Source organism: Euzebya sp. (genome assembly GCF_964222135.1).
Classification (GTDB): Bacteria; Actinomycetota; Nitriliruptoria; order Euzebyales; family Euzebyaceae; genus Euzebya.
Window position 1 is genome coordinate 80,647 of sequence record NZ_CAXQBR010000065.1, and the last position, 22,835, is coordinate 103,481.

The following is a 22,835-nucleotide window of genomic DNA, read 5'->3' on the forward strand; positions in this document are numbered from 1 at the left end:
CACCCCGGCGAAAGGCTCCGAGGTGACGAAGCTGGTGGACGACGCACGTGCGTGGGCGTTCAACGTCCTCGGGACGCCGTTGCGGACGGTCCGGGTCCGCCCCGTCGACCGTGCGGGAGCTGCCTCGGTCGTGCGCCGCATCCACGAGCTGACCGGGGGCGCGGACGGCCTGCCGCTCCGCCTGTGGGATCAGACGACCCTCGGACCGGCCGACGCGCCGTTCCGCCTGGTGCTCACCGGCCCCGACGCGGTGCGGGCGCTCCTGCCCCCGTCGGACCTCCGCGCTGGGGAGGCCTACGTCGACGGCCACATCGACATCGAGGGCGATGCCGTCGCAGCCATGGCCGCCGCGACGGCGCTCGGCGAGTCCCTCGGGGCAGCCGCCCTGGCGCGTGTGGTCCCCGAGGTCCTCCGGCTGCCCGCGGCCGGGGCGGACGCCGAGGGGGAGGAGCGGGCGCGCCTCCGCGGCCGGCCGCACTCCCCGGCACGCGACCGCCAGGCGGTGCAGTTCCACTACGACGTCGGCAACGACTTCTTCGGGCTGTTCCTCGACGAGGCGATGGTGTACTCCTGCGCGTACGTCCTGGACGCCGACGAGGACCTCGAGACCGCGCAGCGCCGCAAGCTCGACGTCGTCTGCCGCAAGCTCCGGCTCCAGCCTGGCGACCGGCTCCTCGACGTGGGCTGCGGCTGGGGGTCCCTCGTCATCCACGCCGCTCGCGAGTACGGGGTCTCGGCGGTCGGGATCACGCTGTCCGGACGCCAGCTCGAGCTCGGCCGCGCGCTCGTGGCCGATGCCGGGCTGTCGGATCTGGTCGAGCTGCGCCTGCAGGACTACCGCGACGTCACCGGGCGCTTCGACGCGATCGCCTCGATCGGGATGTTCGAGCACGTCGGGCCGTCCAACCTGTCGAGCTACTTCACGACCCTCCGCGCGCTGCTGGCCGACGGCGGGCGGATCCTCAACCACGGCATCACCACCGGGAGGCGCATGAGCGACACCGACTACACCGCGGGCCCGCCGAGCTTCGTCAGCACCTACGTGTTCCCCGACGGGGGCCTCAGCCCCGCCTGGCGCGCCGTGCAGGAGGTCGAGGCCGCCGGCTTCGAGGTGCGCGACGTCGAGCAGCTGCGCCCGGCCTACGCGATCACCCTCCGGGCGTGGCTGCGCCGGCTCGAGGCCCGCTGGGACGAGGCCGTGGCGCTCGTCGGCGAGCGGCGCGCGCGGGTCTGGCGGATCTACCTGGCCGGGTCGGCCGCGCTGTTCGAGCGCGGCGACCTCGGCGTCGTGCAGGTGCTCGGCACGACCGGTGACGCCTACGGCCCGCTGGGGCGCGACTGGATGCTGCCCGGGGACGTGCGTCCGGGGGACACCGCCCGATGACGGTCCAGCTGAGCGACCTCGGCCTCCGGATCATCGGGGCGCTCATCGAGAAGCAGCTCGCGACCCCGCAGGCCTACCCCCTGTCGGTCAACGCCCTGACCGCCGCGGCCAACCAGACGACCAACCGCGAGCCGGTCACCAGCTACAGCGAGGCGGAGATCAGCACCGGCCTCCGCGAGCTCAGCGCGCAGTCCCTCGTCACCGCCGTCTACGCCCGGCGCTCGTCGACGCCCCGGTACGCCCACCAGCTCGACGACCACCTCGAGGTCGACACGCCGGGCACCGCCGTGCTGGCGGTGCTCGCCCTGCGCGGCCCCCAGACCCTCGGCGAGCTCCGGCAGCGCACCGAGCGCCTGCACCCCTTCGGCTCCACCGCCGAGGTGGCCGATGTCCTCGCCGGGCTCGCGGCCCACCACTACGGCCAGCTGGTCGAGGAGCTGCCGCGCCAACCGGGCCAGAAGGAGGCGCGGTGGCGCCACCTCCTCGGCGGTGGCGACCAGCCGACCGGGTCAGCCGCCACCCCGGAGCCGCCACCCCCCGCGCGGGAGGACGTCGCGGTGGAGGCCGAGGCGGAGGGTGGTGCGGTCGCCGAGCTGCGGACCGAGGTCGCCGAGCTGCGCGAGGAGGTCACCGACCTGCGCCGGACCGTCGACGACCTCCGCGACCGCCTGGACCGTGCCCTCGGGAGCTGACCCCCTACCCCTCCACGTTCCGCATGAACGGCGCGGCGCGGGCGAAGTAGTCCCACAGCTCGGCGGTGATCCCCGGCGGCGGGTCGACCTCCTCGATCGCCCCGCGCATGTTCGTGAGCCACGCCTCGATCTGGACCGTGCCCACGGGGAACGGCGCGTGGCGCATCCGCAGCCGGGGGTGACCCCGCTGCTCGCTGTAGGTCGACGGCCCACCCCAGAACTGGATCAGGAACAGCCGCAGCCGCACCTCGGCGGCGGTCAGGTCCGCCTCGGGGTAGAGCGGCCGCAGCACCTCGTCGTCGGCGACGCGGCGGTAGAACGCCGCGACCAGCTCGGTGAAGAACGCCTCCCCGCCCGCGCGGACGTACAGGCTGTCGGGGTCCGGCGCGACCCGCTGGACGGGACCGCCCGCCCGCGGCAGGGACCGGGCTGCCTCTGCGGTGTGGTCCGGCTGGGGCAGGTGCGCGTCGCTCATGGTCCCCAGCCTGCCACCGCCCGTGTGAGACTGGCACGGATGGACCTGATCGCCCGCGTGCTGCTCGACGGACCGGTGCTGCTGCTCGCCGGGGTCGTCCTGCTCATCTTCGGCGGTGCCGGCCTGCTGTCGCCGGGCAGCGCCAGCTACTCGCGGCACCGGACCGCCCGGCCGATCACGTTCATCGTGATGCTCCTGGCGGGGGTCGTCCTGGTCGCCGGGGGCGCCGGCCTGCTGCTGGGGGGCTGAGGGAGGGTGTCGCCCCGGTCCCTCAGGCGGTCTCCTCGAGGTGCTCGACCAGGGCGATCGGGTCCTCGAGGACGGTGATCCCGAGGGGCTCGGCGATCGACAGGTCCGTGCCCCGCCCCCCCATGATCAGCTGCCGGCCGGCGCACGCGGCGGCGAGGTCCTCGTAGACCTGGGGCCGCAGCTGCTGTCCGGCGCTGACGCACACCACGTGGGCCGGGATGATGTCGAGGAACAGCCGCAGGTCGTCGATCGGCACGTTCGTGCCCAGGTGGTGCACCTCCCAGCCGGAGGCGCGCAGGAAGTCGGCGATCATCGCGCTCGCGACGCCGTGGTCCTCCCCGGGGGCGGTCAGGGTGACGGCGACGCCGCGGCGGGGGCCGCGCCGCCGGAAGTGCTCGGACAGCCGGTTCATGATGCCCGTGCAGATCTCGGTCGCCCGGTGCTCGATGGCCACGTTGACCTCGCCGCGCTCCCACAGCTCGCCGATGTGGTGCAGGCACGGGGTCAGCAGGCGCGTGTACACCTCGCCGGCCGTGGCGCCGTCGCTGATGATCTTCCGGACGACCGCGTTCGCCTCCTGCGCCTCCCCCCGGACCAGCAGGTCGCACAGCCGGTCCACGTGGTGGGGCCAGTCCCGACGGCTGCCGTGCTCTGACGCGCCGACGCCGGTGGCGACCTGACGAGCGGTGATGTAGGCCTCGAGCGCCTCGCGGCGCACGCGCAGCCGCCCGCCGGCCTTGAAGGCCTCCAGGTCCCCCTTGCGCACCCACCGGTACGCGGTCATGTAGTGGACCTTCAGCTCGTCGGCGGCCTCCTGCAGGGTCAGGAGCTCGTCGGTCTCGGTCACCGTCGACGCTCCTCGTACATCCGACTGCTGGGGCTAAGCACCGCCAACGATAGCGGAGCCGGCCCGGGTCAGGAGCACGTGTGGGTCGGCAGCGGCGGCAGCTCGTCCGGCTCCAGCGGGTCGTCGGGGGCTGGGGGAGGGGGAGGGATCTCGGTGCACCCGTACAGCTCGGCGGCCAGGCCGAGGACGACCAGGTCCTGCAGCCGGCGGGCGTCGTCGAGCTGGGGCTCGGCCAGCGCGTTGCTCGTGACCGTGACGTACAGCGGTCGGCCGTCCGGGCCGACGACCGCGCCGCTGATCGACCGGACGTCGCCCAGCGAGCCGGTCTTGCCGCGGAGCCGCAGCTCGGCGATCGTCCCGACGAGACGCCGCTCCAACGTGCCGGAGACCCCGGACACGGCCATCAGGTCCTGCCACTCCTCCCCGAGGGTCGAGTTGGTCATCCGGTAGTTCAGCGCGGTGAGCAGCGCGGGTGGGATCGCCGACTCCCGCGACAGGCCCGACCCGTCGCGGAGCCGCGTCGTGGACCAGTCGAGCTCGAGGGCCGCGAGGACCTCGGACGCGACGTCCTCGGCGTCGTCGAAGCTGCCGGCGCCCGCGGCGTGGCGGCCGACGGCCCGGAAGACGGTGTCGGCGATGTGGTTGTCGCTCTCCTGGACCATGCGGACGAGCAGCGTCATCAGCGTCGGGGAGGACAGCTCGCCCAGGTGCGCCGGCGCGTCGGAGACGCCGCCCGGCGCCGACCGCGACCCGCCGACGACCTCCACGCCGCGCTCGGCGAGCGCCGCGACCAGGGCGGCCGCAGCCACCGCCGCGGGGTCCGCGGCGGCGCGGGCGCGGAGCCCGCTCCCCTCGTCCACGAACTCGAAGCCCTGGTCGATGGTCAGCCCGCTGATCGCCGTCGCGTCGAGGTCGTCGAGGTAGCGCGGCGGCCACCCGTCGGCCAACGGCCCGCCGGCGAGGAACCCCGGATCGCCGATCACCGCACCCTCCACCCGGGTGACGCCCGCCGCGACGATCTGGTCAGCGAGGTCGGCGATCGGCGTCTGCGGCCGCTCGGGGTCGATCTGGGTCTCGACGTAGGTCCGCGAGACGAGCGTCGGGTCGCCTCCGCCGGTCAGCACCACGTCGCCGGCCACGACACCGCCCTGACCCGGTGCGGCGGTCGCGGCGGCCGTCGTGGTGAACACGTGGTCGGGGCCGAAGGTCGCCAGGGCCATCGCGGCGGTCACGAGCTTCGCGGTCGATGCCGGGATCAGCGGGGTGGTGGCGCCGACGTCGACCAGCACCCGGCCGTCGGCGTCGAGGACCGACACCGCCGAGGCACCCGGGTTGCCCGATGCGATCAGGGCCTCGGACACGACGAGCGCGAGGGACAGCGCGAGGGGGTCGTCCTGGGGGGCGACGGTGATGGGGGCCGGGACCTCGCCGAGGTCCACGCGGGCGGGCTTGGTCAGCGCCGCGGCGGCGGCCCGCAGCTTCGGCGGATCGGGCTTCGCCGCGTAGCGGACGGTCGCCCGGCGAGAGAGCGGCTCACCGACGACGACCTGCGGCTGGGCGTAGGCGATCACCCCGGCGGAGACCGCCAGGGTGACCACGAGCGCCAGCAGGGTCTGGCCGATCCCGCCCAGGCGTCGCACGCTCAGGCCGCCCGTCGGAAGCTCGCGACCGCCTCGACGTGGGCGGTGTGGCCGAACAGGTCCAGCCCGTCGACGGACTCGAGCTCGTACCCGCACCCCACGAGGACCCGGGTGTCCCTCGCGAGCGCGGCCGGGTCGCAGGCGACGTAGACGATCTGGCGCGCGCCGAGCGAGGCGATCCGCCGGCACACGTCCGGGCGCGCCCCGCGTCGTGGCGGGTCGAGGACCACGACGTCGGCCTCCCCGATGTCGCCGAGCGCGGCCTCGACGGTGGCCTGGCGGACCTCGGCGTCGACCCCTGCGAGGTTGACCTCGGCGTCCGCGGCCGCGGCGGCGTCGGCCTCGACCGCCACGACCGCGCCACCTGCGGCGGCCAGGGCGGCGCTGAGGAGACCCACCCCGGCGTAGAGGTCGAGCACCCAGTCGCCCGGCCGCACGTCGGCGACGGCCTTGACCGCGTCGACGAGCGCCGCGGCGGTGCCCGGTCCGGACTGGAAGAACGCGCCGGCCGAGGCCTGCAGGGTCCGGCCGCCGACCCACACCCGGACCGTCGCGGGCGGGCGGACGACGGTCGCGGGTGCGCGCGGCGAGGGTCGGACCGCCAGGCCGTGGGGCCCGTCCGGAGCTGGCTCCGCCGGGCCGGCCGGCGCGTCGGGATCGGCGGTGACGGTGACGACGTCGGCGTCGTCGCCGGCGGTCAGCTGCACCTCCGCCGCGCCGGACCACCCGTCGCCGAGGGCGTCCCGCAGGCCCTGGGCCCGGTCGGTCAGCAGCAGGCAGCGGTCGATCGGCTCGACCTCGTGGGAGTGCCAGCGGCGGAACCCCAGCCGCCCCTCGGGGTCGACTGCCATCCGCGCCCACGTCCGGTAGCCGTCGGGCCACGCCCCGTCGGGCGCGATGACCCCGCGGACGGGCGGGGACGGCTGGCGCCCGATCCGCTGCAGCTGCTCGACGAGCACGCGCGCCTTCAGCTCGAGCTGGTGGGCGGGGGCGGCGTGCTGGAGCTGGCAGCCCCCGCAGTGGTCGTAGTGCGGGCACGGCGGGTCGACCCGGTGGGGGCTCGGGGTGACGACCCTCACCAGCTGGGCGGTTGCGTGGCGCTTGTGGACCGCGGTGACGCGGACCTCGACGGTCTCGCCCGGCAGCGCGCGGGCGACGAAGCACGCCCGGCCATCGGGGAGGCGCCCCACCGCCTCACCGCCGTGCGCCCACCCGTGCAGGTCGATCGTGACGGTCTCGGCTGCGGGGTCGGTCACCGCGCCGATGCTAGCGTCGGCGCGGTGTGGAACCGGGGTGCCGCGGCGCGTGCGCGCCAGGCGGTCGTACGAGCGGTCCTCGGGGTGTCCCTCGTCGCCGTCGTCGCGGGCTGCGGGACGTCCGCCCCCGACGGCGGGGTCCTCGCCCGTGCCGTCGCGGCGGTGCCCGCCGACGTCGCCGCCGACGGGTTGCTGGTCCAGCGGGGAGCGGCGGGCGACGCCCTGCTCGTCGACCAGCTCGGCCTCGCAGTCGATGACGTCGACGTCACCGCGCGCACCCCCGCCCCGTCCCTCCGGGTGGTGCTCGGTGACGTGGCGGGGGTCGCCGATCGGCTCGCAGACGTCGGCTTCGCACCCGTGGCGTCTCCCGACGGCTGGCAGGTGCTTCACCGGACCGGTGGGGTGACGGGGTTCGCGGGCGTCCCCGTGGTGGCGGTCGGCGGGGACCGGGTCGTGGTCGGCGGGGACGCGCAGGTCCGCCGCGTGATCGGGGGCGGCGAGGGTCTTGGGGTCCCGCCGGAGGTGCTGGCAGCGGTCGACATCGCCCTCCTCCACCCGGCCCTCGGCTCCCCTCCCGCTCCCGTGGTCGAGGCCGCGGACCTGCCACCGGTCGACGTCGCCGCGCTGACGGCCGTCGAGGAGGAGGGGACCGGCCAGGTCGTGCTCGTGACCGGCGAGGAGGTGACCCAGGCCGAGGCGGTGGCCGCCGCGGTCCGGGTCCGGACGGCGGGGCCGCTGGGCGAGGACGGGGCACCGCTCCTCGAGGCCGGTGGCTCCCTGGCGCGCGGCGAGGTCATCACGGTCGACGTCACCTGGCGGGGCGACCCCCGCGAGCTGCTCGGGGCAGCCCTCGGCGGTGGGCTGCTCGACTTCCTCGACCGGCCCGGCTGAGGGAGATCTCGTGCGGTTCGCGAAGTCGGGGAGGAGATCGCCGGTCGCACGGCGAACGTAGAGGGGGCGCGAGACCCATCCCGACGCCGACGGGACGGACGCGGCGGTTCGTCCCCACCGGCGGCCGTGTCGGGCGCGGCGGCCCGACACGACCTCCAAGGCCCCAGGAGCGATCCTGGGGCCTTGGCAGTTCCCGGGCCCCGCTGCTCGTCGCCGCCTACGGCACCGGTGGGCTACGCCGAGCGCTGCCCGACCAGGACCGCCCACTCCCGCCCGACCCGCGGGGTGGTCTCGACACCGGCGGCGGCGACGGTCGCCCGGACCTCCTCGACGCGGTCCGCGGCGATGCCCGACGCGACGAGGACCCCCCCCGGTGCGACCAGCGCCACCAGGTCGGGCACGAGCGCCAGCAGCAGGTCGGTGATGATGTTGGCCACGACGACGTCGCCGGGACGGTCCACCGCCTCGGTCGACCCCTCCCGCAGGTCGATCCCCTCGAGCCCGTGGGCGGCCAGGTTCGCCCGGGCGACCGCGATCGCCTCGGGGTCGGTGTCCACGGCCGTGACCGACGCCGCACCGAGCGCACGGGCCGCCAGGGCCAGCACCCCCGTCCCCGTCCCGACGTCGACCACGTGCCCGTCGACGAGGCGCCGGCCGACGAGGTCGCGGTCCTGCAGGGCGGCCAGGCACGCCGCGGTGGTCTCGTGGTGCCCGGTGCCGAAGGCCATGCCCGGCTCGATGACCAGCACGACGTGGTCCGGCTGGGAGAGGACCGGTCCCTCCGGCGCCAGCCACGGCACCGTCACCGTCACCCGGCCGACCGTGACCGGTTCGAGCCCGTCCTTCCAGCGCTCGGACCAGTCCTCGTCGGCGACGGCCTCCCAGCGGCCGTCGAGGGGCAGGTCGCCGGCCAGCCGCTCGGGGAACCAGGCGGTGGTGACGCCGGCCTCCTCGCTGATCCCCGCCGGCTCGATCCCGGCCACGTCCAGCGCGTCGGACACCTCGTCGAGCCCGACACCGGCGATCCGGTAGGCCCAGCTCAGGCCCACCGACCCCTCACCCCCACGTGGTGATCCGGTCGTCGAGCTCCGTGGGCCGACGGGGCGGCAGGGTCGCGGACTGCGGGACGCTGCCGAGGTACACCCACGCGACGACCTGGTCGGTCGGGGCGAGCCCCAGCGCCGTCCGGACCTCGGGTGCGTCGCCGAACCAGCCCGTGCGCCACATCGCGCCGAAGCCCATGGCGTGGGCGGCCAGGCACAGGTTCTGGGTGGCGGCGGCCACGGCGGCGGTCTGCTCCCACGTCGGGATGGCCTTCGCGTTCCACGCCTCGTCGACCGGGACCGGCGTGCAGACCACCGCGACGACCAGCGGCGCGCGCAACGGCTTGGCGGCGGTCTTCTCGATCGCCCCGGCGTCGGCGTCGGGCTCGCGTGCGGCGTGCGCCTGGGCGAAGACGGCGCCGAGGTCGGCCAACCCCTCGTCACGGAACACCACGAAGCGCCACGGCCGCAGCTGGCCGTGGTCGGGCGCCGCCACGGCGGCCTCGAGCATCCGGCGGAGCTCGGCGTCGTCGGGCGCCGGGGAGACGAGCCGCGGGATCGACCGCCGCTCGAGCAGGCAGGTCAGCGCATCCATCAGCTGGGCAGCTGGTGGTCGGCGAAGCGGGACCGCAGGACCTTCTTGTCGAACTTGCCGACGCTGGTCTTCGGCACCTCGTCGATGAAGATGATCTCGTCGGGCAGCTGCCACTTGGCGAAGCGCTCCGCGGCGTGGTCGAGCAGCTCCTCGGCGGTCAGGCTCTCGTCGGCCTTCACGACGCAGGCGACGGGGCGCTCGTCCCACCGCGGGTGCGGCACCGCGATGACCGCCGCCTCGGCGACCTTCGGGTGGCCGATCAGGTGGTTCTCGAGGTCGACGGTGGAGATCCACTCGCCGCCGGACTTCACCAGGTCCTTCATCCGATCGGTGAGGCGCACGTACCCCTCGGCGTCGATGACCGCGACGTCGCCGGTCCGCAGCCACCGGGTCCCGTCGGGGTCGGTCGCGAAGGACTCCTGCCCGCCGCGCCCGTCCGGCTGCTCCGGGTCGTAGTAGGCGTCGGCGATCCAGGGGCCGCTGATCTCGAGCTCGCCCATCGTCTCGCCGTCCCAGTCCGCGACCGAGCCGTCCTCGGTGACCACGCGGACCCGCAGCGGCGGCATGACGATCCCCTGGGTCAGCCGCGTGCGCATCTCGTCGTCCGCCGGGATCGTCGACTTGACCGTGGCGACGGTCCCGAGCGGTGACGTCTCGGTCATCCCCCACGCGTGGACGATGCGGATGCCGAGCTCGTCGAAGCCGCGCATCAGCCCCTCGGGCACCGCCGAGCCCCCGCAGGCGATCCGCTCCAGGGTCGACAGCCGCGCGGGGTCGATCTGTCCGCTCCGCACGGCCTCGAGCACGCCGAACCAGACCGTCGGCACGGCGGCGGACATCGTCACGCCCGCCTCCTCCACCAGCCGGGTGATCGACTCGGGATCCATGTGGAGCGACGGCATGGCGAGGGACGCGCCGGCCATCAGCGCGGCGTAGATCGTCCCCCACGCGTTCGCGTGGAACTGCGGGACGATCGGCATGACCACGTCCCGCTCGCTGATGGCGAGGGTGTCGGCGAACAGCGACCCGAGGGAGTGCAACGTCGCCGACCGGTGGCTGTACACCACGCCCTTCGGGTTCCCCGTGGTGCCGGACGTGTAGCACATCGCAGCGGCCTGGCGTTCGTCGAGGCGCGGCCACTCCGCGGGCAGCGGGGTCGCCTCGGCCAGCAGGTCCTCGTAGTCGAGACCGTCGGCGATGCCGGTGCCCTGGTCGTCCATCCAGATGACGTCGTCGACCGGTTCGAGCCCCTCCACCGCGGTCCAGGCGCCGCGGAGGCTCTCGTCGGCGAACACGATCCGGTCCGCCGCGTGGTTCGCGATGTAGCTGATCTGCCCGGGCGCCAGCCGGGGGTTCAGGGTGTGCAGCACCGCGCCCATCACCGGCACGGCGACGTACAGCTCGACGTGCCGGGCGGTGTTCATCGCGAACGTCGCGACCCGGTCGCCGTCGCCGATCCCGCGGGCGGACAGCGCACCGGCCAGTCGTCGCGCCCGCTGGACGGTCTCGCCGAAGGTCTGGGTCACGAACCCGTCGCCCTGGCGCGTGGTGATGGTCTTGGTGGCGAACAACGAGCTCGCGCGGTCGACGACGGTCCGCAGCGTCAGCGGCTCGTCCTGCATCAGTCCCGGGAACATGGGATCACCTCCGATCAGCCGACATCCTTCATCTGGATCGCCTCGAAGGTCCAGACCTCCGAACCGCTGGCCGCCGGCGGCTTGCCGTCCCCCTGGGCGTGACCCTGCTGGAAGGCCATCGACTCGACCCACGCGTCGAAGTGCGCCTTCGAGTCCCACCGCGTGTACACGAGGTAGCTGTCGGTCCCGCTGACGGGTCGCAGCAGCTCGAAGTGCCGGAACCCCTCCATCTTCTCGACCTCGCCGGCCCGGTTGGCGAACCGCTCCTCGAGGGTGGCGCGCGCCTGCTCGGGGACGGTCAGGACGTTGAACGCGACGAACTGGGGCTCTGACATGCGTGCCTCCGTGGGATGTCGGGGAGAGTCGGGTGATGGACCGCTTGTTGGATGACGCCAAGCGGCTGCTGCTCGCGTGGCCCGGCCGCACCGTACCCCTGATGACCCCGATGGCCTTCTGGTGGGACGGACAGCACGTCTGGTTCACGACGTCCGGCAGCTCGCTGAAGGCGCGGCGGCTGATGGAGGACGGGACGTGCGCGATGTACGTCCCCGCCCCCGAGGGGGAGGACGGACGGCTGCTGCGCGGGCACGCCCGGGTGTTCCACCTCGGCGACCCCCTCGGGCTGACGGTCCACGCCGGCTTCCTCGCGACCGCGCAGACGGCGCTGATGCTGAAGAACGCCCAGTCGATCCTCGGCTACGTCGTCGACGCGCCCAAGGTCCCGACCCGCTTCCGGCCCGCGAACCGCGTCCTGATCCGCGTGACCGTCACCTCCGACGAGCACGTCACCCCGCCCCCGGTCGCGCGCGGCATCGCACCGGCGCTGCCGACGGCGGTGCCGCCGGAGATCCGCCGGGTCCTCTCGGGCATGCGGCGCGTCGCGGTCGCCACCCAGGTCGACGGCGGCATCGGGCTGGTGCCCGCGGTGTGGGGGGCGGGGTTCAGCCTCGAGCTGCCCGAGGGCGCCGGCGTCGGGGACGGGACAGTCGCGACGGTCGTCGTCGACTGCGACCCGGGGTTCCGGCCCACCCAGGTGTCCGGCGTCTCGATGAGCGGCACGATCGCCACCGGCGGCACCGCACCCCGGCTCGAGCCCACCAAGGTCCGCTGGTGGGAGGGGTTCGAGGTGCACTCCGCCGAGATCTCCGGTCGCCCGACGGACACCGTCGTCATCCCCGACTGACCCGACCAGATCTCCCAGACCAGGCTCCCAGAACAGGAAGGCACACCACGTGCGCGCCCTCGCCCTGACCGAGTTCGGTGACCCCGACGTGCTCGAGCTCGTCGACGTCGACGACCCGACCCCCGCCCCCGACACCGTCGTCGTGGACGTCGCCGCCGCGGGGGTGAACCCGGTCGACCACAAGATCGTCGCCGGCCACCTGCGCGGCGCGTTCCCCTTCGACCTGCCGCTGATCCCCGGCTGGGACGTGGCCGGCACGGTCGTCGCCGTCGGTCCGGCCGTGCCCGAGATCGCCGAGGGCGACCGCGTCGTCGGCTACGTCCGCAAGGACCACCTCGGCGCGGTCGGCACGTTCGCCGAGCAGGTCGCCGCCCACCCGCGCCACCTGGCCCCGGCACCGCGGACCGTCGACCTCGAGACCGCTGCCGCGCTGCCCCTCGCCGGGCTGACGGCGCTGCAGTCCCTCCGCCGCGCCCACGTCGGACCCGGTGACGTGGTGCTGATCCACAACGCCGGGGGAGGGGTGGGGTCGTTCGCCGTCCAGCTGGCCGTGCACGCCGGCGCCACCGTGATCGGGACCGGGTCGGAGTCCGGTCACGACCGCCTGCGCGACCTCGGGGCGATCCCGGTCGCCTACGGCGACGGCCTGGCCGACCGGGTCCGCGACGCGCTGTCGGGAGGCGGTGTCGGCACGCCGACCGCGGCCATGGACTACGTCGGGACCGACGAGGCCACGGAGGTGTCCCTCGCGCTGCTCGACGACCCGTCCCGAGCGGTGTCGATCACGAACCCCGCCATCGCCGAGCGGGGTGGCACCTACTGGTTCGTCCGCCCCCAGCCCGAGGACCTCGCGCTGCTGTCGCGACTGGTGGACACCGGCGCGCTGCGCATCGACGTGACCGGCCGCTGGCCGCTGGCCGAGGGCGCCGCGGCCCTGACGGCGAGCGCCGAGGGCCACGCCCGGGGCAAGCTCGTCATCACCGCCGGCTGAGGCCAGCTCGGCGGGTGCTCGCGACCGGGCGGCGCGCGATCCGCGCCCGGCCCTTCCCGGCCGCCTTGGCCTCGTACATGGCGCGGTCGGCGTGGTGGATCAGGTCCTCGACGGCGTCGCCCGGCGCCGCGACGGCACCGCCCAGGCTGATGCGCTGGCGGATCGCGGTGCCGTCCCCGAGCGGGATCGGCTCGTCGACCGCCGCCAGGAGCCGGTCGGCCAGCGCGACGAGCCGAGCCTGATCCGCGACGGCCGGCACGAGGATCGCGAACTCGTCGCCGCCGAGGCGTGCGACCACCGGCGCCGACGGTCCGGAGTCGTGCCCGCCGTCGCCGGCGCCCGCCTCCCGCCGCAACCGGTCGGCGACGGCCACGAGCACCCGGTCGCCGGCGGCGTGACCCGACCGGTCGTTCACGTCCTTGAAGTCGTCGAGGTCGCAGAACAGCACCGCGGGCCCGCCCGGCCCGGCGCCCTGGCCGTCCGTCGCGTCGAGCAGCGCGGCGAGCGCCGCGGTGAACCGCCGGCGGTTGGCCAGACCGGTCAGCGGATCGGTGAACGCCGCGCGGGTCAGCTGCTCCTCGGCCGCCCGCCGGTCGGTGACCTCCCGCATCGTCAGGATGTGCCCGTCGACGCCGGGCAGCCCCCGGCAGTCCGCGACCCGCACCTCGACCCAGCGGACCGCGTCGCGGGCATCGCGCACGCGGATGTCGCCGGCGTGCACGCCAGCGCCGTCGTCGTCCAGCAGGGCGGCCAGCGCCGCCCGGTCCTCAGGCACCGCGAGGTCGGCGACCGGGTGCCCCACCAGGCCCTGCGCGGTGTGCCCGAGCACCGCCGCCGCCGCGGGGCTGACGGAGGTCAGGGTGCCGTCGGAGGCGGTGATCGCGATCACGTCGGCGGCGTGCTGGAACACCAGGTGGAGTCGTGCCTCGCTGGCCTCGACCGCCGCCCGGCTGCGCTCGCGCTCGATGATCAGCTGCCAGACCCGCCAGAGCCCGAGGCCCGACAGCGCGAGGACGCAGAGGCCGAGCGCCAGCGGGTCGAGCCTGGCCGTCCCGGCGTCGTGCTGGATGGCCCACAGCCACACCATGATCGGGTTGGCGACCAGCGTGACCGCGAGGCTGACCCACCGCCGCGAGGCGAGGGATGCGGTGTGCGACGCGGTCGGGGTGGCGACCTCGACCATCGACGGGTGCAGCGCCGCCAGGACCGCCAGCCAGGCGGCGGCGACGGGGACGGCGTCGATCGCCGTCGATCCGGCCGCGGTGGGCCACCACAGGACCGCGCCGAGCTCGGCCATCTCGACGCCGACCGCCAGCACCAGCAGCTGCAGGCTGCGGTTCCCGTGCCCGGTGAAGAGCGCCTGGGCGACCACGACGAGGAGCGCGACGTTCATCAGCATCAACCCGAGCTGGTCCGCGCCGAACCCCATCTGGTCCGACACCCCGCTCGCGGTGGCCCACTGGGCGCCCAGCGCGACCAGCGCCACCCCGGCGACGGCGAGGTCGGTGCGGACCTCCCGGTCGCCCTCGGCCCGCCGCGTCACGAGGACCCCGACGGCGGCCACCGCGGCGCAGAGGTAGCCGCCGATGTCGAGGGCCGACTCGGCGATCGCGGCACCCGCGACGCCCAGCTCGCTCAGCCCCCAGGCCCCGCTGCTCAACCCGAAGCAGACCAGCGCCGCCGTGAGCGCGTGCCACATGAGCGGTCGCGTCGGGCGGTGCGCCCGCACCCCGAGGGCGATGCCGGCGGCGGAGGCGAGGAACAGCACCACCTCGACCGCGGCGCGCCGCGGGCCGGACGGCACCGCGACGACCACGGCGCTGATCGCGACCACGGCCGGGATGGCGCCGTGCGACGCCGCCGCGCGGACGAGCCGGTCCGTGGTCATCGGCTCGCCGTCGGGGCGGGGACCCCGTCGTCGTCGCGGACCGCCGCCTGGTGGCGCGTCCACCAGCCGGCGGTGTCGGCTGCCGGCATGGGACGTCCGAAGAGGTAGCCCTGCACGTCGTCGCAGCCGATCTCCCGCAGGATCGCGTACTGCTCGGCGGTCTCGATCCCCTCGGCGACCGTGGGCACGCCGACGTGGCGGGCGAGCTCGTTGACGGTGCGCACCAGGTCGCGGTTCTGCGGCTGGCCGAGGTCGCTGAGGAACGACCGGTCGATCTTCAGCTCGTCCATCGGCAGACGGCGCAGGTGGGCGAGGGACGTGTAGCCGGTGCCGAAGTCGTCGACGGCCACGCGGATGCCCATCGCCCGGACCTCCTCGAGGTTCTCGACGGCGACGATGAGGTCGTCCAGCAGGACCGTCTCGGTCACCTCGATGATCAGGCGTTCCGGAGAGACGTCGACGGACGCCAGGGCGTCGCGGACGTGCGGGGCGAAGTCCCGGCTGAGGACGTGGCGCCCCGACACGTTGACGGACAGGTCGACGTGGGCGAGCGCGGGATGGCGGTGCCACGCCGCCAGCTGCGCCAGCGCCGTCGTGAGCACCCAGCGGTCGAGCTGGACGACCAGCGGCGAGGCCTCGGCGACGCCGATGAACTCCGCCGGGGGGATGAGGGCCCCGTCCGGGCCAGACCACCGGATCAGCGCCTCGAAGCCGCGGAGCGACTGGTCCGCCGCCCGGATGATGGGCTGGTAGTGCAGCTCGAGGTTCGGGCCCCCCGCCGCCAGCTCGTCGCGCAGCGCCGCCTCGATGGCCGTGCGCCGTCGGAGCGCCTCCTGCTGGGCCTCGTCGAAGAGGGCGACCGGCTCGTCGGCAAGACGTGCCCGGTGCACGGCGATCTCGGCCTTCGCGAGCAGCTCGAGGGGTTCGTCGGCGCCGTCCTGGGCGAACGCCAGGCCGATGCTGGCCCCCACCCGCAGGGTGCGGCCCCCGTGGCGGATCGGCTCGGCGACCCGCTCGGCGATGCGGCGCGCGGCGGTGAGCGCGGCGTGCACGTCGCTGACCTCCTCGAAGACGACGAGGTACTCGTCCCCACCGAGGCGGGCGACCACGTCGACGTCGCGCGAGGCCTCGCCGAGGCGGTCGGCCACGCAGCGGAGGACCGCGTCGCCGGCGTCGTGGCCGTACGTGTCGTTGATCCGCGTGAAGCCGTCGAGGTCGATGAACGCCACGGCGACGAGGTGTCCGCGCCGCCTGCCCCTCGCGATCCGGTTGGCGAGCGACTCGATCGCGGCGACCCGGTTGGGGAGCCCGGTCAGGCCGTCGTGGGTGGCCTGGTGGGCCAGCCGGTCCTGCAGCTCGCTGCGGTCGTGGATGGACCCGGAGAGGACCCGCACCGATCGGGCCAGCTCCTCGCCGAGGGGACCGGGGAGCTGCTGGTCGAGGACGGGGTCGTCGAAGGCGCAGCTCGCCAGCGCCCGGACCTTGCCCTCGAGCAGCCGGAGGTTCCCCACGACGTCGTCGAAGGCGGCGGCGGCCGCCGCGATCTCGCTCGAGCCGCGGCTGGGGTGCTCGGGGAGGTCGTCGAGCTGCCCGGCACCGACGAGGCGCGTGCGCCGGATCAGGGCGGACAGCGGGCGCTCGACGGCGCGGGCGAGGAGGTAGGTGCCCACCGCCATGGCGGTCAGGACCGCGGCCAGCAGGCCACCCCGATCGCGCTGCGCCGCGCCCCCGCCGCGAGGTCGTCCGCGGCGGCCCGGAGCACCTGGGAGGCGTCGACGACGCCGTCGTTGAAGCGCCGGTGCTCGGTGATGCCGTCGAGGAAGATCCGGGCGACGCCCATCACGTCGGACTCGGCGAACGCCCGGGGGATCGCGCCGTCCAGGACCTCGGCGACGGCGTCGTCGATCGGGGCGGACGTCCGGCGGGCGACGTCGACCCCGAGACCGGTCAGGCGCGCGACGGCGCGGTCGAAGTCCGCGTCGCGGACCGCGAGGTCGGTCAGCGCCCGGGTGGTGAGCGGCTCGCCCTCTGCGGCGGCGATCGCGATGTCGGCGAGCGCCTCGACCCGCGGGCCGGCGGTGCCGTACGCCCGCGCCCACTGGACCAGCTCGTCGAGCGGATCGGTGACCTCCGGGACCCCGAGCTCGAGCACGTGGTCCTGGAGCCGGCTCAGCTGCGCCTCGACCCCGGCGGTCAGGGCCACGGAGATCGCATCGAGCTCGTCGGCGACGGCGGTCGGTCCGAACGCGCCCAGCTCGAGCCGGCGGAGATCCCCCCCGGAGAGGGGACGGGCGGCGGGTGGGAGGCGGTCGAGGGCGGGTGCGGCCCGGTCGATCCACTCCGCGGGGGTCGGCGCAGCCCCCACCACGTCCGCCATCACCGCCGGGGGGACGGCCGCCAGGAAGCCGGTGTCAGCGAGCCGGGACTCCACCTCGTAGGGGATCCTCGCCGCGGTGAGCGAGGAGTCGACCGCCACCAACCGCACGACGACGTCGACCTCGTCGGCGACCCGCGTCGCGGCGTCGGCCGCGGCCAGCCGATCCAGCACGGTGGCAGCCGCGAACCCGCCGGCGACCACCGCGGGGGCCAGGGCGAGGCTCATGAGCCGCGTACGGAGGGAGAGCATCCTCAGGTCTTCGTCGGGGACGTGCACATCTCCGATCGACGGGGCGGGGCCCCGCCTGAGGGGTTCCCGGGACCGCTGCCCCGGCCGTCAGCCGGCGAGGGCCCGCAGCGCCTCGGCGGCGATCATGCGCTCCTCGTCGGTCGCCACCACCAGCACCGCCGGCGAGGCGTCCGGCCGGCTGATCCGGACCGGGCCGTCGGCGGCATCCGCCGCCGCGTTGGCGGCGACGTCGAGCGTCAGCCCGAGGTGGCCGAGGGGTTCGACGACCGCGGCGCGCACCGCCGGCGAGTGCTCGCCGATCCCCGCGGTGAAGACGAGCGCGTCCAGCCCGCCGAGCACGGCGGCGTAGGCGCCCACGTACTTGCGCAGGCGGTGCGCGGTGACCTCGAGCGCCAGCTGCGCCCCCTCGTCGCCGGCGTCGGCTGCCCGGTGCACCCGCCGCATGTCGTTGTCGGCGGCGAGGCCGCGCAGCCCCGACTGGCGGTTGAGCGCCCGCTCGACGTCGTCGGGGGACATGCCGGCGCGGATCATGTGGAAGACGACGGCCGGGTCGAGGTCCCCCGACCTGGTGCCCATCACCAGCCCCTCGAGGGGAGACAGCCCCATCGAGGTGTCGATCGACCGGCCGCCGTCGATCGCGCACGCCGACGCGCCGTTGCCGAGGTGGAGGGTGATGGTCCGGAGGTCCTCGAGCGGCCGGCCGAGCGACTGGGCGGCCTGCTCCGCCACGTAGCGGTGCGACGTGCCGTGGAAGCCGTAGCGGCGCACGCCGTGGTCGGCGTACCATGACGTGGGCACGGCGTAGCGGTACGCCGCCGGAGGCAGCGTCGCGTGGAAGGCGGTGTCGAACACGGCCACGTGCGGGATCTCGGGCCGGAGCTCGCGTGCGACCCGGATGCCCTCGAGCGCCGGCGGGTTGTGCAGCGGCGCCAGCGGCGAGAGCGAGTCGATCACCTCGACCGCCGCGTCGTCGATCACCGTCGGCTCGGTGAAGTGCTCCCCGCCGTGGACGACCCGGTGCCCGACGGCCACCAGGTCCGTCAGGGCGTCGGCCAGGTGGGTCATGACCGACTCGAGCGCCTCGCGGTGGTCGGCGACCACGCCGTCGCGGTCCACCCGTCCGCCGTCGGGCAGGGTGGCGCCCATGTGGCCCTCCGCCTCGCCGATGCCCTCGACCAGGCCGGCCGCGACCGAGCGGAGCTCGGAGGGCGACGCCCCCTCGAACAGCTCGAACTTCACCGACGAGCTGCCGGTGTTGAGCACGAGGACGCTCATGCCGCCCCCTCGCGACGGCCGGCCATCTGCGCCTGGATGGCGGTGATCGCGACCGTGTTGACCACGTCGGCGACCAGGGCGCCGCGGGACAGGTCGTTCACCGGCTTGTTGAGGCCCTGCAGCACCGGGCCGATCGCCACCGCCCCGGCGGAGCGCTGCACGGCCTTGTAGGTGTTGTTCCCGGTGTTGAGGTCCGGGAAGACGAAGACCGTGGCGCGGCCCGCGACCTCTGACTCCGGCAGCTTCTTCTGCCCGACGCCGACGTCGACGGCCGCGTCGTACTGGATCGGCCCCTCCACCGCCAGGTCGGGGGCACGCTCGTGGACCAGCTCGGTGGCGGCCCGGACGCGCTCGACGTCCTCACCCGAGCCGGACCCGCCGGTGGAGTAGCTCAGCATCGCGACGACCGGGTCGATGCCGAACGTGCGGGCGGTCTCGGCGGAGGAGATGGCGATGTCGGCGAGCTGCTCGGTCGTCGGGTTCGGGATGACCGCGCAGTCGCCGTACACGAGCACCCGGTCCGCGAGGCACATCAGGAACACGCTCGAGACGCTCGAGACCCCGGGACGGGTGCGGATGAACTCGAAGGCCGGGCGCAGGGTGTGCGCGGTGGTGTGGGCGGCGCCGCTCACCATGCCGTCGGCCTCGCCGAGGTGGACCATCATCGTCCCGAAGTAGCTGACGTCGCACATCACCTCGTCGGCGCGGTCGAAGACCATCCCCTTGTGCGACCGCGCCTCGACGTAGGCCTTCGCGTAGCGCTCGCGGTCCGGGCTCGTGGCCGGGTCGACGACGGCGATGTCGGCGAGGTCGACGCCGGCCGCCGACGCGCGGCGGCGCACCTCGTCCTCGGGGCCGAGCAGGGTCAGGTCGACGACCTGGCGGCGGTGGAGCAGGGACGCGGCGGTCAGGATCCGGTCGTCCGTGCCCTCGGGCAGCACGATGTGCTTGCGGTCCACACGGGCCCGCTCGATCAGGTCGTACTCGAACATGAGGGGCGTGACCCGGCCGGACCGGGTCACCTCGAAGGTGTCGATCAGCGCCTCGGTGTCGATGTGCTCCTCGAACAGGCCGAGGGCGGTCGCGATCTTGTGCACCGATCCCGGGGCGATGATCGGGGCGACCTCGCTGACCGCGCGGGCGGTCGCGTAGGTGTCGGTGTCGGTGGTGTAGATCGGCGTCGGGATGCCGCCGAGCCCCTCGAGGAGGCGGAGGATCTGGGGGGCCGGGCTGAGACCGCCGGTCAGGATGACCCCGGCGATGTCCGGGTAGGTGTCGGCGATCCGGCTCGCGAGCGCCCCGACCAGCACGTCGGGCCGGTCCCCGGGCGCGATCACCAACTCGCCGTCGGCCATCCGCTCGAGCATGTTCGGCAGGCTCATCGCGGCGACGGCGAACGTGCTGACCGCCACGTCGAGGTCCCCCCGCCCGCGGTGCAGCTCCTCCGCGCCGATCGCCTGGACCACCTCCGACAGCGTCGGCATCGACAGCCGCTGGTCCTCGGGGATGACCGCCGTCAGGACGTCGAGGTCGGCGATCTGCGCGCTGACCGCGTCCACGTGGGCCGGCGCCACCCGGTTGACCACGATGGCCGCGGTGGTCACCCCCTCCCCGCCGAGGGCGCGCTCGGCAACGTGGACCGATTCGGCGACCTCCTCCGGGCTCGGGCCCTGCCCGTTGACCAGCGCGACGACCGATGCCCCCAGGTGGTTCGCGACCCGCGCGTTGAAGTCGAACTCGAGGGCGGAGCGGGTCCCCGTCTGGTCCGTCCCCTCGATCAGCACGAACCGGCAGCCCTCCGCCATCTCCCGGTACGCGGCGATGACGCCCTTGAACACCTCGTCCTGGCGTCCCTGGGCCAGCAGCGCGTCCACCTGGTCGTCGGTGTAGGCGTACGCGGCGCGGTCGCCCAGGCGGTAGCGGTCGCGCATCAGCGCCAGTCGGTGGTCGTCCTCGGACGCGACCACGGGGCGGAAGTAGCCGATCTCGTCCACCCGCCGGCTGACCAGCTCGAGGATCCCGAGGGCGACCAGGGACTTGCCGGAGCGCGGCTGGACGGCGGCGAGGTAGACGGCGGTGGGGGCATCAGAGGGCATCGCAGGGGTCCTTCCCGGCGTCGGCTGGACGATGCGGAGGTGGGCAGGATCGTCGCATGGATCTCTTCGAGGGCGTCATCACCGGGCTCGGCTTCGCCAGCGGCGACGCGGTCGTCGTCGGCACCTGGGCCCGCTCGCCGTTCGGCCGCGTGGTCGACGTGATGTGGCGCCGTGCCGACGGCCGACGGGTGCTGCTCGCGCCCGACGACGCCGTCGCCTCCTACGTCGCCGACCTGTACGACTTCGACGAGGTCGCCGTCGTGGCGATCAGCGGCGGCCTGTGCGGCGCGCAGCTGTCCGTCCGGGCGGAGCCCCTCGCGATCCGCGCGGAGGTGGCACCAGCGGACTGGCGGTCGTGGGTCTTCGCCCTCCGCCCGCGGGCGCTGCGCCGGTCGCCCGCGTGGATCCGCATCGAGGACGTGCTGGCCCGCCCGGTCGTCGGTCGGCTGCTCGGGGGAGGGGAGGGGGTGCGCGCCGCCGGCGTCGCCCCCGGGGGGCAGGCCGAGGTGTACGGCGCCGACGACTGGCGCCGGATCCGACGGGCGTCCCTGCGGGTCGATGGGCGTGACGCGGGCCCCCTCTCCGACCTGCCGGCGGACTTCGGCGTCGGGCTCAGCGCGTTCCCCACGGTCCCGGCGTCGGTGTGGGTCGGCACCCAGATCGACCAGCGGCGGCGGTGAGGGCGCGGCAGGTCGCCGCGGCGCGTTAGCCTGCACCTCGACGCAGTCCGCGAATCCCCGATGAGCACAAGCCGAGGAGTCCCCGTGAGCCAGGCCGACGCACCCGCTGCTGATTGGTACCCCGACCCCTCCGGGCGGTTCCAGTTCCGGTACTGGGACGGCGAGTCCTGGACCGGCCACGTCTCGACGGACGGCAAGACCGACTGGGACCCGCCCGCCGACGGCGCGCAGGGGCAGGCCGAGGCCGGGGACCAGGCCCAGGGGGCCGCCGAGCCCACCGAAGGGGCCGAGGGCGGGGTCACCGCCCAGGCACAGGCCGCCGAGGAGGCGGGGTCGGCTGGGGTGGAGTCGGCTGAGGCGGGGTCGGCTGGGGCGGGGTCGGCTGGGGCGGAGTCGGCTGAGGAACCCACGTCCGGTGGTGCGGCACCGGTGGAGGAGCCCCCGGCAGACGCGTCCGCGGACGAGCCGGCCCCTGCGGCGGACCAGCCCGCCCAGCAGCCGGTCGACGACAGCGCCTGGGCGCCCCAGCCCGATCCCGAGCCGGCGGGGGAGCCGGCCAGCCCGCCGGCGCAGGAGGACGCGGCGCAGGGGGGCACGATCGAGGAGGGGGAGCCGTCCGACGCGAACCTCGTCGCCAACCGCCGGGCCTCGCTCGAGGCGGACGTCGAGGCCTGGGTCGACGAGGTCGCCAACCAGGTCGAGCCGCGGCTCAGCCGGATCAACGCCGAGTGGACCAGCCAGCCCCAGGCCGAGGCCGCCCGCGCCTGCGCCTACGGCCTGCTGATCGGGCACCTCGCCCACCTGCACCCCCACATGCGCGGCGAGCTCTCCCAGGTCGCCGAGGCCCACCCGTCGTTCACCACCCTCGAGGCCGGCGCCCGACTCGACACCCTCGAGCAGATCGCCCGCGACCACCAGCGCAGCGCCGCGTGGCTCGGCCCGCTGATCGGCACGGAGGACGCCGAGCGCATCGCCATGCTGTTCGACTGATGGGGCTCTTCGACTGACGGGGCTCTTCGATTGACGGGGCTCTTCGACTGACGGCCGTCGGTGAGGACGGCTGAGGGGCCCGTCGTGCGCCCGTGGGGCGATGGCGGGAGCGGGGTGTGGGCTGCGGGGCCTGTCGTGGGCCCGTGGGGCGATGGCGATGGCGGGTGTGGGCTGCGGGGCCCGTTGTGGGCCCGTGGGGCGATGGCGGGAGCGGGGTGTGGGCTGCGGGGCCCGTTGTGGGCCTGGGGCGATGGCGGGAGCGGGGCGTGGGCTGAGGGCCCGTTGTGGGCCCGTGGGGCGATGGCGATGGCGGGTGTGGGGCTGCGGGGCCCGTTGTGGGCCCGTGGGGCGATGGCGGGAGCGGGGTGTGGGCTGAGGGCCCGTTGTGGGCCCGTGG

21 protein-coding genes are annotated in these 22,835 nt (G+C 74.9%); 8 read left to right on the forward strand and 13 right to left on the reverse strand.

Translation table 11 applies throughout. The features are described from left to right. Window positions 1-34: 34 nt before the first annotated feature. On the forward strand, window positions 35-1,384 hold the full coding sequence (locus tag ACEQ2X_RS13900) for a class I SAM-dependent methyltransferase (protein ID WP_370326417.1): 1,350 nt from the start codon (window positions 35-37) through the stop codon (window positions 1,382-1,384). Continuing rightward, entirely contained in the window at window positions 1,381-2,076 is a 696-nt protein-coding gene (locus ACEQ2X_RS13905) for a YceH family protein (protein ID WP_370326418.1), read from the forward strand. The genes ACEQ2X_RS13900 and ACEQ2X_RS13905 overlap by 4 nt, the downstream gene beginning before the upstream one ends. Before the next feature lie 4 nt (window positions 2,077-2,080). On the opposite strand, the gene ACEQ2X_RS13910 is transcribed toward ACEQ2X_RS13905, so the two are convergent. Beyond that, entirely contained in the window at window positions 2,081-2,551 is a 471-nt protein-coding gene (locus ACEQ2X_RS13910) for a globin (RefSeq protein ID WP_370326419.1), read from the reverse strand. Window positions 2,552-2,590: 39 nt separating this feature from the next. Between ACEQ2X_RS13910 and ACEQ2X_RS13915 the strand changes: the two genes are divergently transcribed. Continuing rightward, window positions 2,591-2,800, forward strand: coding sequence for a hypothetical protein (locus ACEQ2X_RS13915; RefSeq protein ID WP_370326420.1), 210 nt, complete (start codon window positions 2,591-2,593; stop codon window positions 2,798-2,800). Between the two features lie 22 nt (window positions 2,801-2,822). Here the strand turns inward: ACEQ2X_RS13915 and ACEQ2X_RS13920 are convergent, their stop codons facing one another. From ACEQ2X_RS13920 to ACEQ2X_RS13930, 3 genes are all read right to left on the reverse strand, one after another. Continuing rightward, complete coding sequence (locus tag ACEQ2X_RS13920; protein ID WP_370326421.1) at window positions 2,823-3,647, reverse strand: helix-turn-helix domain-containing protein; 825 nt, start codon at window positions 3,645-3,647, stop codon at window positions 2,823-2,825. A gap of 68 nt (window positions 3,648-3,715) precedes the next feature. Beyond that, window positions 3,716-5,287 carry a D-alanyl-D-alanine carboxypeptidase/D-alanyl-D-alanine-endopeptidase gene (gene dacB, locus ACEQ2X_RS13925; RefSeq protein WP_370326423.1) on the reverse strand — a complete coding sequence of 524 codons (1,572 nt, stop codon included), beginning with the start codon at window positions 5,285-5,287 and terminating at the stop codon, window positions 3,716-3,718. Window positions 5,288-5,289: 2 nt separating this feature from the next. Beyond that, entirely contained in the window at window positions 5,290-6,543 is a 1,254-nt protein-coding gene (locus ACEQ2X_RS13930) for a class I SAM-dependent RNA methyltransferase (RefSeq protein WP_370326424.1), read from the reverse strand. An 84-nt stretch (window positions 6,544-6,627) separates the two neighbouring features. On the opposite strand from ACEQ2X_RS13930, the gene ACEQ2X_RS13935 reads away from it, so the two are divergent. Continuing rightward, the gene (locus ACEQ2X_RS13935) at window positions 6,628-7,434 is read left to right on the forward strand and encodes a hypothetical protein (RefSeq protein ID WP_372530565.1); all 807 of its coding nucleotides are present in this window, start codon (window positions 6,628-6,630) and stop codon (window positions 7,432-7,434) included. Window positions 7,435-7,667: 233 nt separating this feature from the next. Here ACEQ2X_RS13935 and ACEQ2X_RS13940 read toward each other — a convergent pair whose 3' ends face one another. From ACEQ2X_RS13940 to ACEQ2X_RS13955, 4 genes are read right to left on the reverse strand one after another with little or no spacing between them, the layout of a single operon-like run. Continuing rightward, complete coding sequence (locus tag ACEQ2X_RS13940; RefSeq protein WP_370326426.1) at window positions 7,668-8,483, reverse strand: 50S ribosomal protein L11 methyltransferase; 816 nt, start codon at window positions 8,481-8,483, stop codon at window positions 7,668-7,670. Between the two features lie 7 nt (window positions 8,484-8,490). After that, on the reverse strand, window positions 8,491-9,072 hold the full coding sequence (locus tag ACEQ2X_RS13945; RefSeq protein WP_370326427.1) for a nitroreductase: 582 nt from the start codon (window positions 9,070-9,072) through the stop codon (window positions 8,491-8,493). Beyond that, window positions 9,072-10,709, reverse strand: a complete 1,638-nt coding sequence (locus ACEQ2X_RS13950) for a long-chain fatty acid--CoA ligase (RefSeq protein ID WP_370326428.1) — start codon at window positions 10,707-10,709, stop codon at window positions 9,072-9,074. The genes ACEQ2X_RS13945 and ACEQ2X_RS13950 overlap by 1 nt, the downstream gene beginning before the upstream one ends. Window positions 10,710-10,723: 14 nt before the next feature. Further along, entirely contained in the window at window positions 10,724-11,044 is a 321-nt protein-coding gene (locus ACEQ2X_RS13955) for an antibiotic biosynthesis monooxygenase (RefSeq protein WP_370326429.1), read from the reverse strand. 35 nt (window positions 11,045-11,079) lie between these two features. Here ACEQ2X_RS13955 and ACEQ2X_RS13960 point away from each other — a divergent pair, with 35 nt between their 5' ends. Continuing rightward, window positions 11,080-11,892, forward strand: a complete 813-nt coding sequence (locus tag ACEQ2X_RS13960) for a pyridoxamine 5'-phosphate oxidase family protein (protein ID WP_370326430.1) — start codon at window positions 11,080-11,082, stop codon at window positions 11,890-11,892. 49 nt (window positions 11,893-11,941) lie between these two features. Further along, the gene (locus tag ACEQ2X_RS13965) at window positions 11,942-12,883 is read left to right on the forward strand and encodes an NADP-dependent oxidoreductase (RefSeq protein WP_370326431.1); all 942 of its coding nucleotides are present in this window, start codon (window positions 11,942-11,944) and stop codon (window positions 12,881-12,883) included. Here ACEQ2X_RS13965 and ACEQ2X_RS13970 read toward each other — a convergent pair. The 5 genes from ACEQ2X_RS13970 to pta form a co-directional block, all read right to left on the reverse strand. After that, window positions 12,870-14,771, reverse strand: coding sequence for a diguanylate cyclase domain-containing protein (locus ACEQ2X_RS13970; RefSeq protein ID WP_370326432.1), 1,902 nt, complete (start codon window positions 14,769-14,771; stop codon window positions 12,870-12,872). The two genes, ACEQ2X_RS13965 and ACEQ2X_RS13970, sit on opposite strands and share 14 nt — an antisense overlap. Then, a complete protein-coding gene (locus tag ACEQ2X_RS13975) occupies window positions 14,768-16,447 on the reverse strand; it encodes a putative bifunctional diguanylate cyclase/phosphodiesterase (RefSeq protein WP_370326433.1) in 1,680 nt (559 codons plus the stop codon). The genes ACEQ2X_RS13970 and ACEQ2X_RS13975 overlap by 4 nt, the downstream gene beginning before the upstream one ends. Window positions 16,448-16,452: 5 nt before the next feature. After that, complete coding sequence (locus tag ACEQ2X_RS13980) at window positions 16,453-17,373, reverse strand: hypothetical protein (protein WP_372530566.1); 921 nt, start codon at window positions 17,371-17,373, stop codon at window positions 16,453-16,455. Window positions 17,374-17,484: 111 nt separating this feature from the next. Continuing rightward, window positions 17,485-18,672, reverse strand: coding sequence for an acetate/propionate family kinase (locus ACEQ2X_RS13985; RefSeq protein ID WP_370326435.1), 1,188 nt, complete (start codon window positions 18,670-18,672; stop codon window positions 17,485-17,487). Continuing rightward, window positions 18,669-20,768 (reverse strand): phosphate acetyltransferase, encoded by a 2,100-nt coding sequence (gene pta, locus ACEQ2X_RS13990; protein WP_370326436.1) that lies wholly within the window; start codon window positions 20,766-20,768, stop codon window positions 18,669-18,671. Before pta ends, ACEQ2X_RS13985 begins: the two co-directional genes overlap by 4 nt. Window positions 20,769-20,824: 56 nt before the next feature. On the opposite strand from pta, the gene ACEQ2X_RS13995 reads away from it, so the two are divergent. Together ACEQ2X_RS13995 and ACEQ2X_RS14000 are read left to right on the forward strand one after the other, a co-directional pair. Then, the gene (locus ACEQ2X_RS13995; protein WP_370326437.1) at window positions 20,825-21,448 is read left to right on the forward strand and encodes a hypothetical protein; all 624 of its coding nucleotides are present in this window, start codon (window positions 20,825-20,827) and stop codon (window positions 21,446-21,448) included. 84 nt (window positions 21,449-21,532) lie between these two features. Continuing rightward, window positions 21,533-22,438 (forward strand): DUF2510 domain-containing protein, encoded by a 906-nt coding sequence (locus tag ACEQ2X_RS14000; RefSeq protein ID WP_370326438.1) that lies wholly within the window; start codon window positions 21,533-21,535, stop codon window positions 22,436-22,438. The last annotated feature ends 397 nt before the right edge of the window (window positions 22,439-22,835 follow it).

Bases quoted from the DNA above. Each gene is read 5' to 3' on its own strand.
- ACEQ2X_RS13995 (WP_370326437.1), top strand. From the start codon at position 20,825: ATGGATCTCTTCGAGGGCGTCATCACCGGGCTCGGCTTCGCCAGCGGC.
- ACEQ2X_RS13905 (WP_370326418.1), top strand. From the start codon at position 1,381: ATGACGGTCCAGCTGAGCGACCTCGGCCTCCGGATCATCGGGGCGCTC.
- ACEQ2X_RS13955 (WP_370326429.1), bottom strand. From the start codon at position 11,044: ATGTCAGAGCCCCAGTTCGTCGCGTTCAACGTCCTGACCGTCCCCGAG.
- ACEQ2X_RS13915 (WP_370326420.1), top strand. From the start codon at position 2,591: ATGGACCTGATCGCCCGCGTGCTGCTCGACGGACCGGTGCTGCTGCTC.
- ACEQ2X_RS13960 (WP_370326430.1), top strand. From the start codon at position 11,080: ATGGACCGCTTGTTGGATGACGCCAAGCGGCTGCTGCTCGCGTGGCCC.
- ACEQ2X_RS13975 (WP_370326433.1), bottom strand. From the start codon at position 16,447: ATGGCGGTGGGCACCTACCTCCTCGCCCGCGCCGTCGAGCGCCCGCTG.
- pta (WP_370326436.1), bottom strand. From the start codon at position 20,768: ATGCCCTCTGATGCCCCCACCGCCGTCTACCTCGCCGCCGTCCAGCCG.
- ACEQ2X_RS13985 (WP_370326435.1), bottom strand. From the start codon at position 18,672: ATGAGCGTCCTCGTGCTCAACACCGGCAGCTCGTCGGTGAAGTTCGAG.
- ACEQ2X_RS13970 (WP_370326432.1), bottom strand. From the start codon at position 14,771: ATGACCACGGACCGGCTCGTCCGCGCGGCGGCGTCGCACGGCGCCATC.
- ACEQ2X_RS13950 (WP_370326428.1), bottom strand. From the start codon at position 10,709: ATGTTCCCGGGACTGATGCAGGACGAGCCGCTGACGCTGCGGACCGTC.
- ACEQ2X_RS13980 (WP_372530566.1), bottom strand. From the start codon at position 17,373: ATGAGCCTCGCCCTGGCCCCCGCGGTGGTCGCCGGCGGGTTCGCGGCT.
- ACEQ2X_RS13910 (WP_370326419.1), bottom strand. From the start codon at position 2,551: ATGAGCGACGCGCACCTGCCCCAGCCGGACCACACCGCAGAGGCAGCC.
- ACEQ2X_RS13945 (WP_370326427.1), bottom strand. From the start codon at position 9,072: ATGGATGCGCTGACCTGCCTGCTCGAGCGGCGGTCGATCCCGCGGCTC.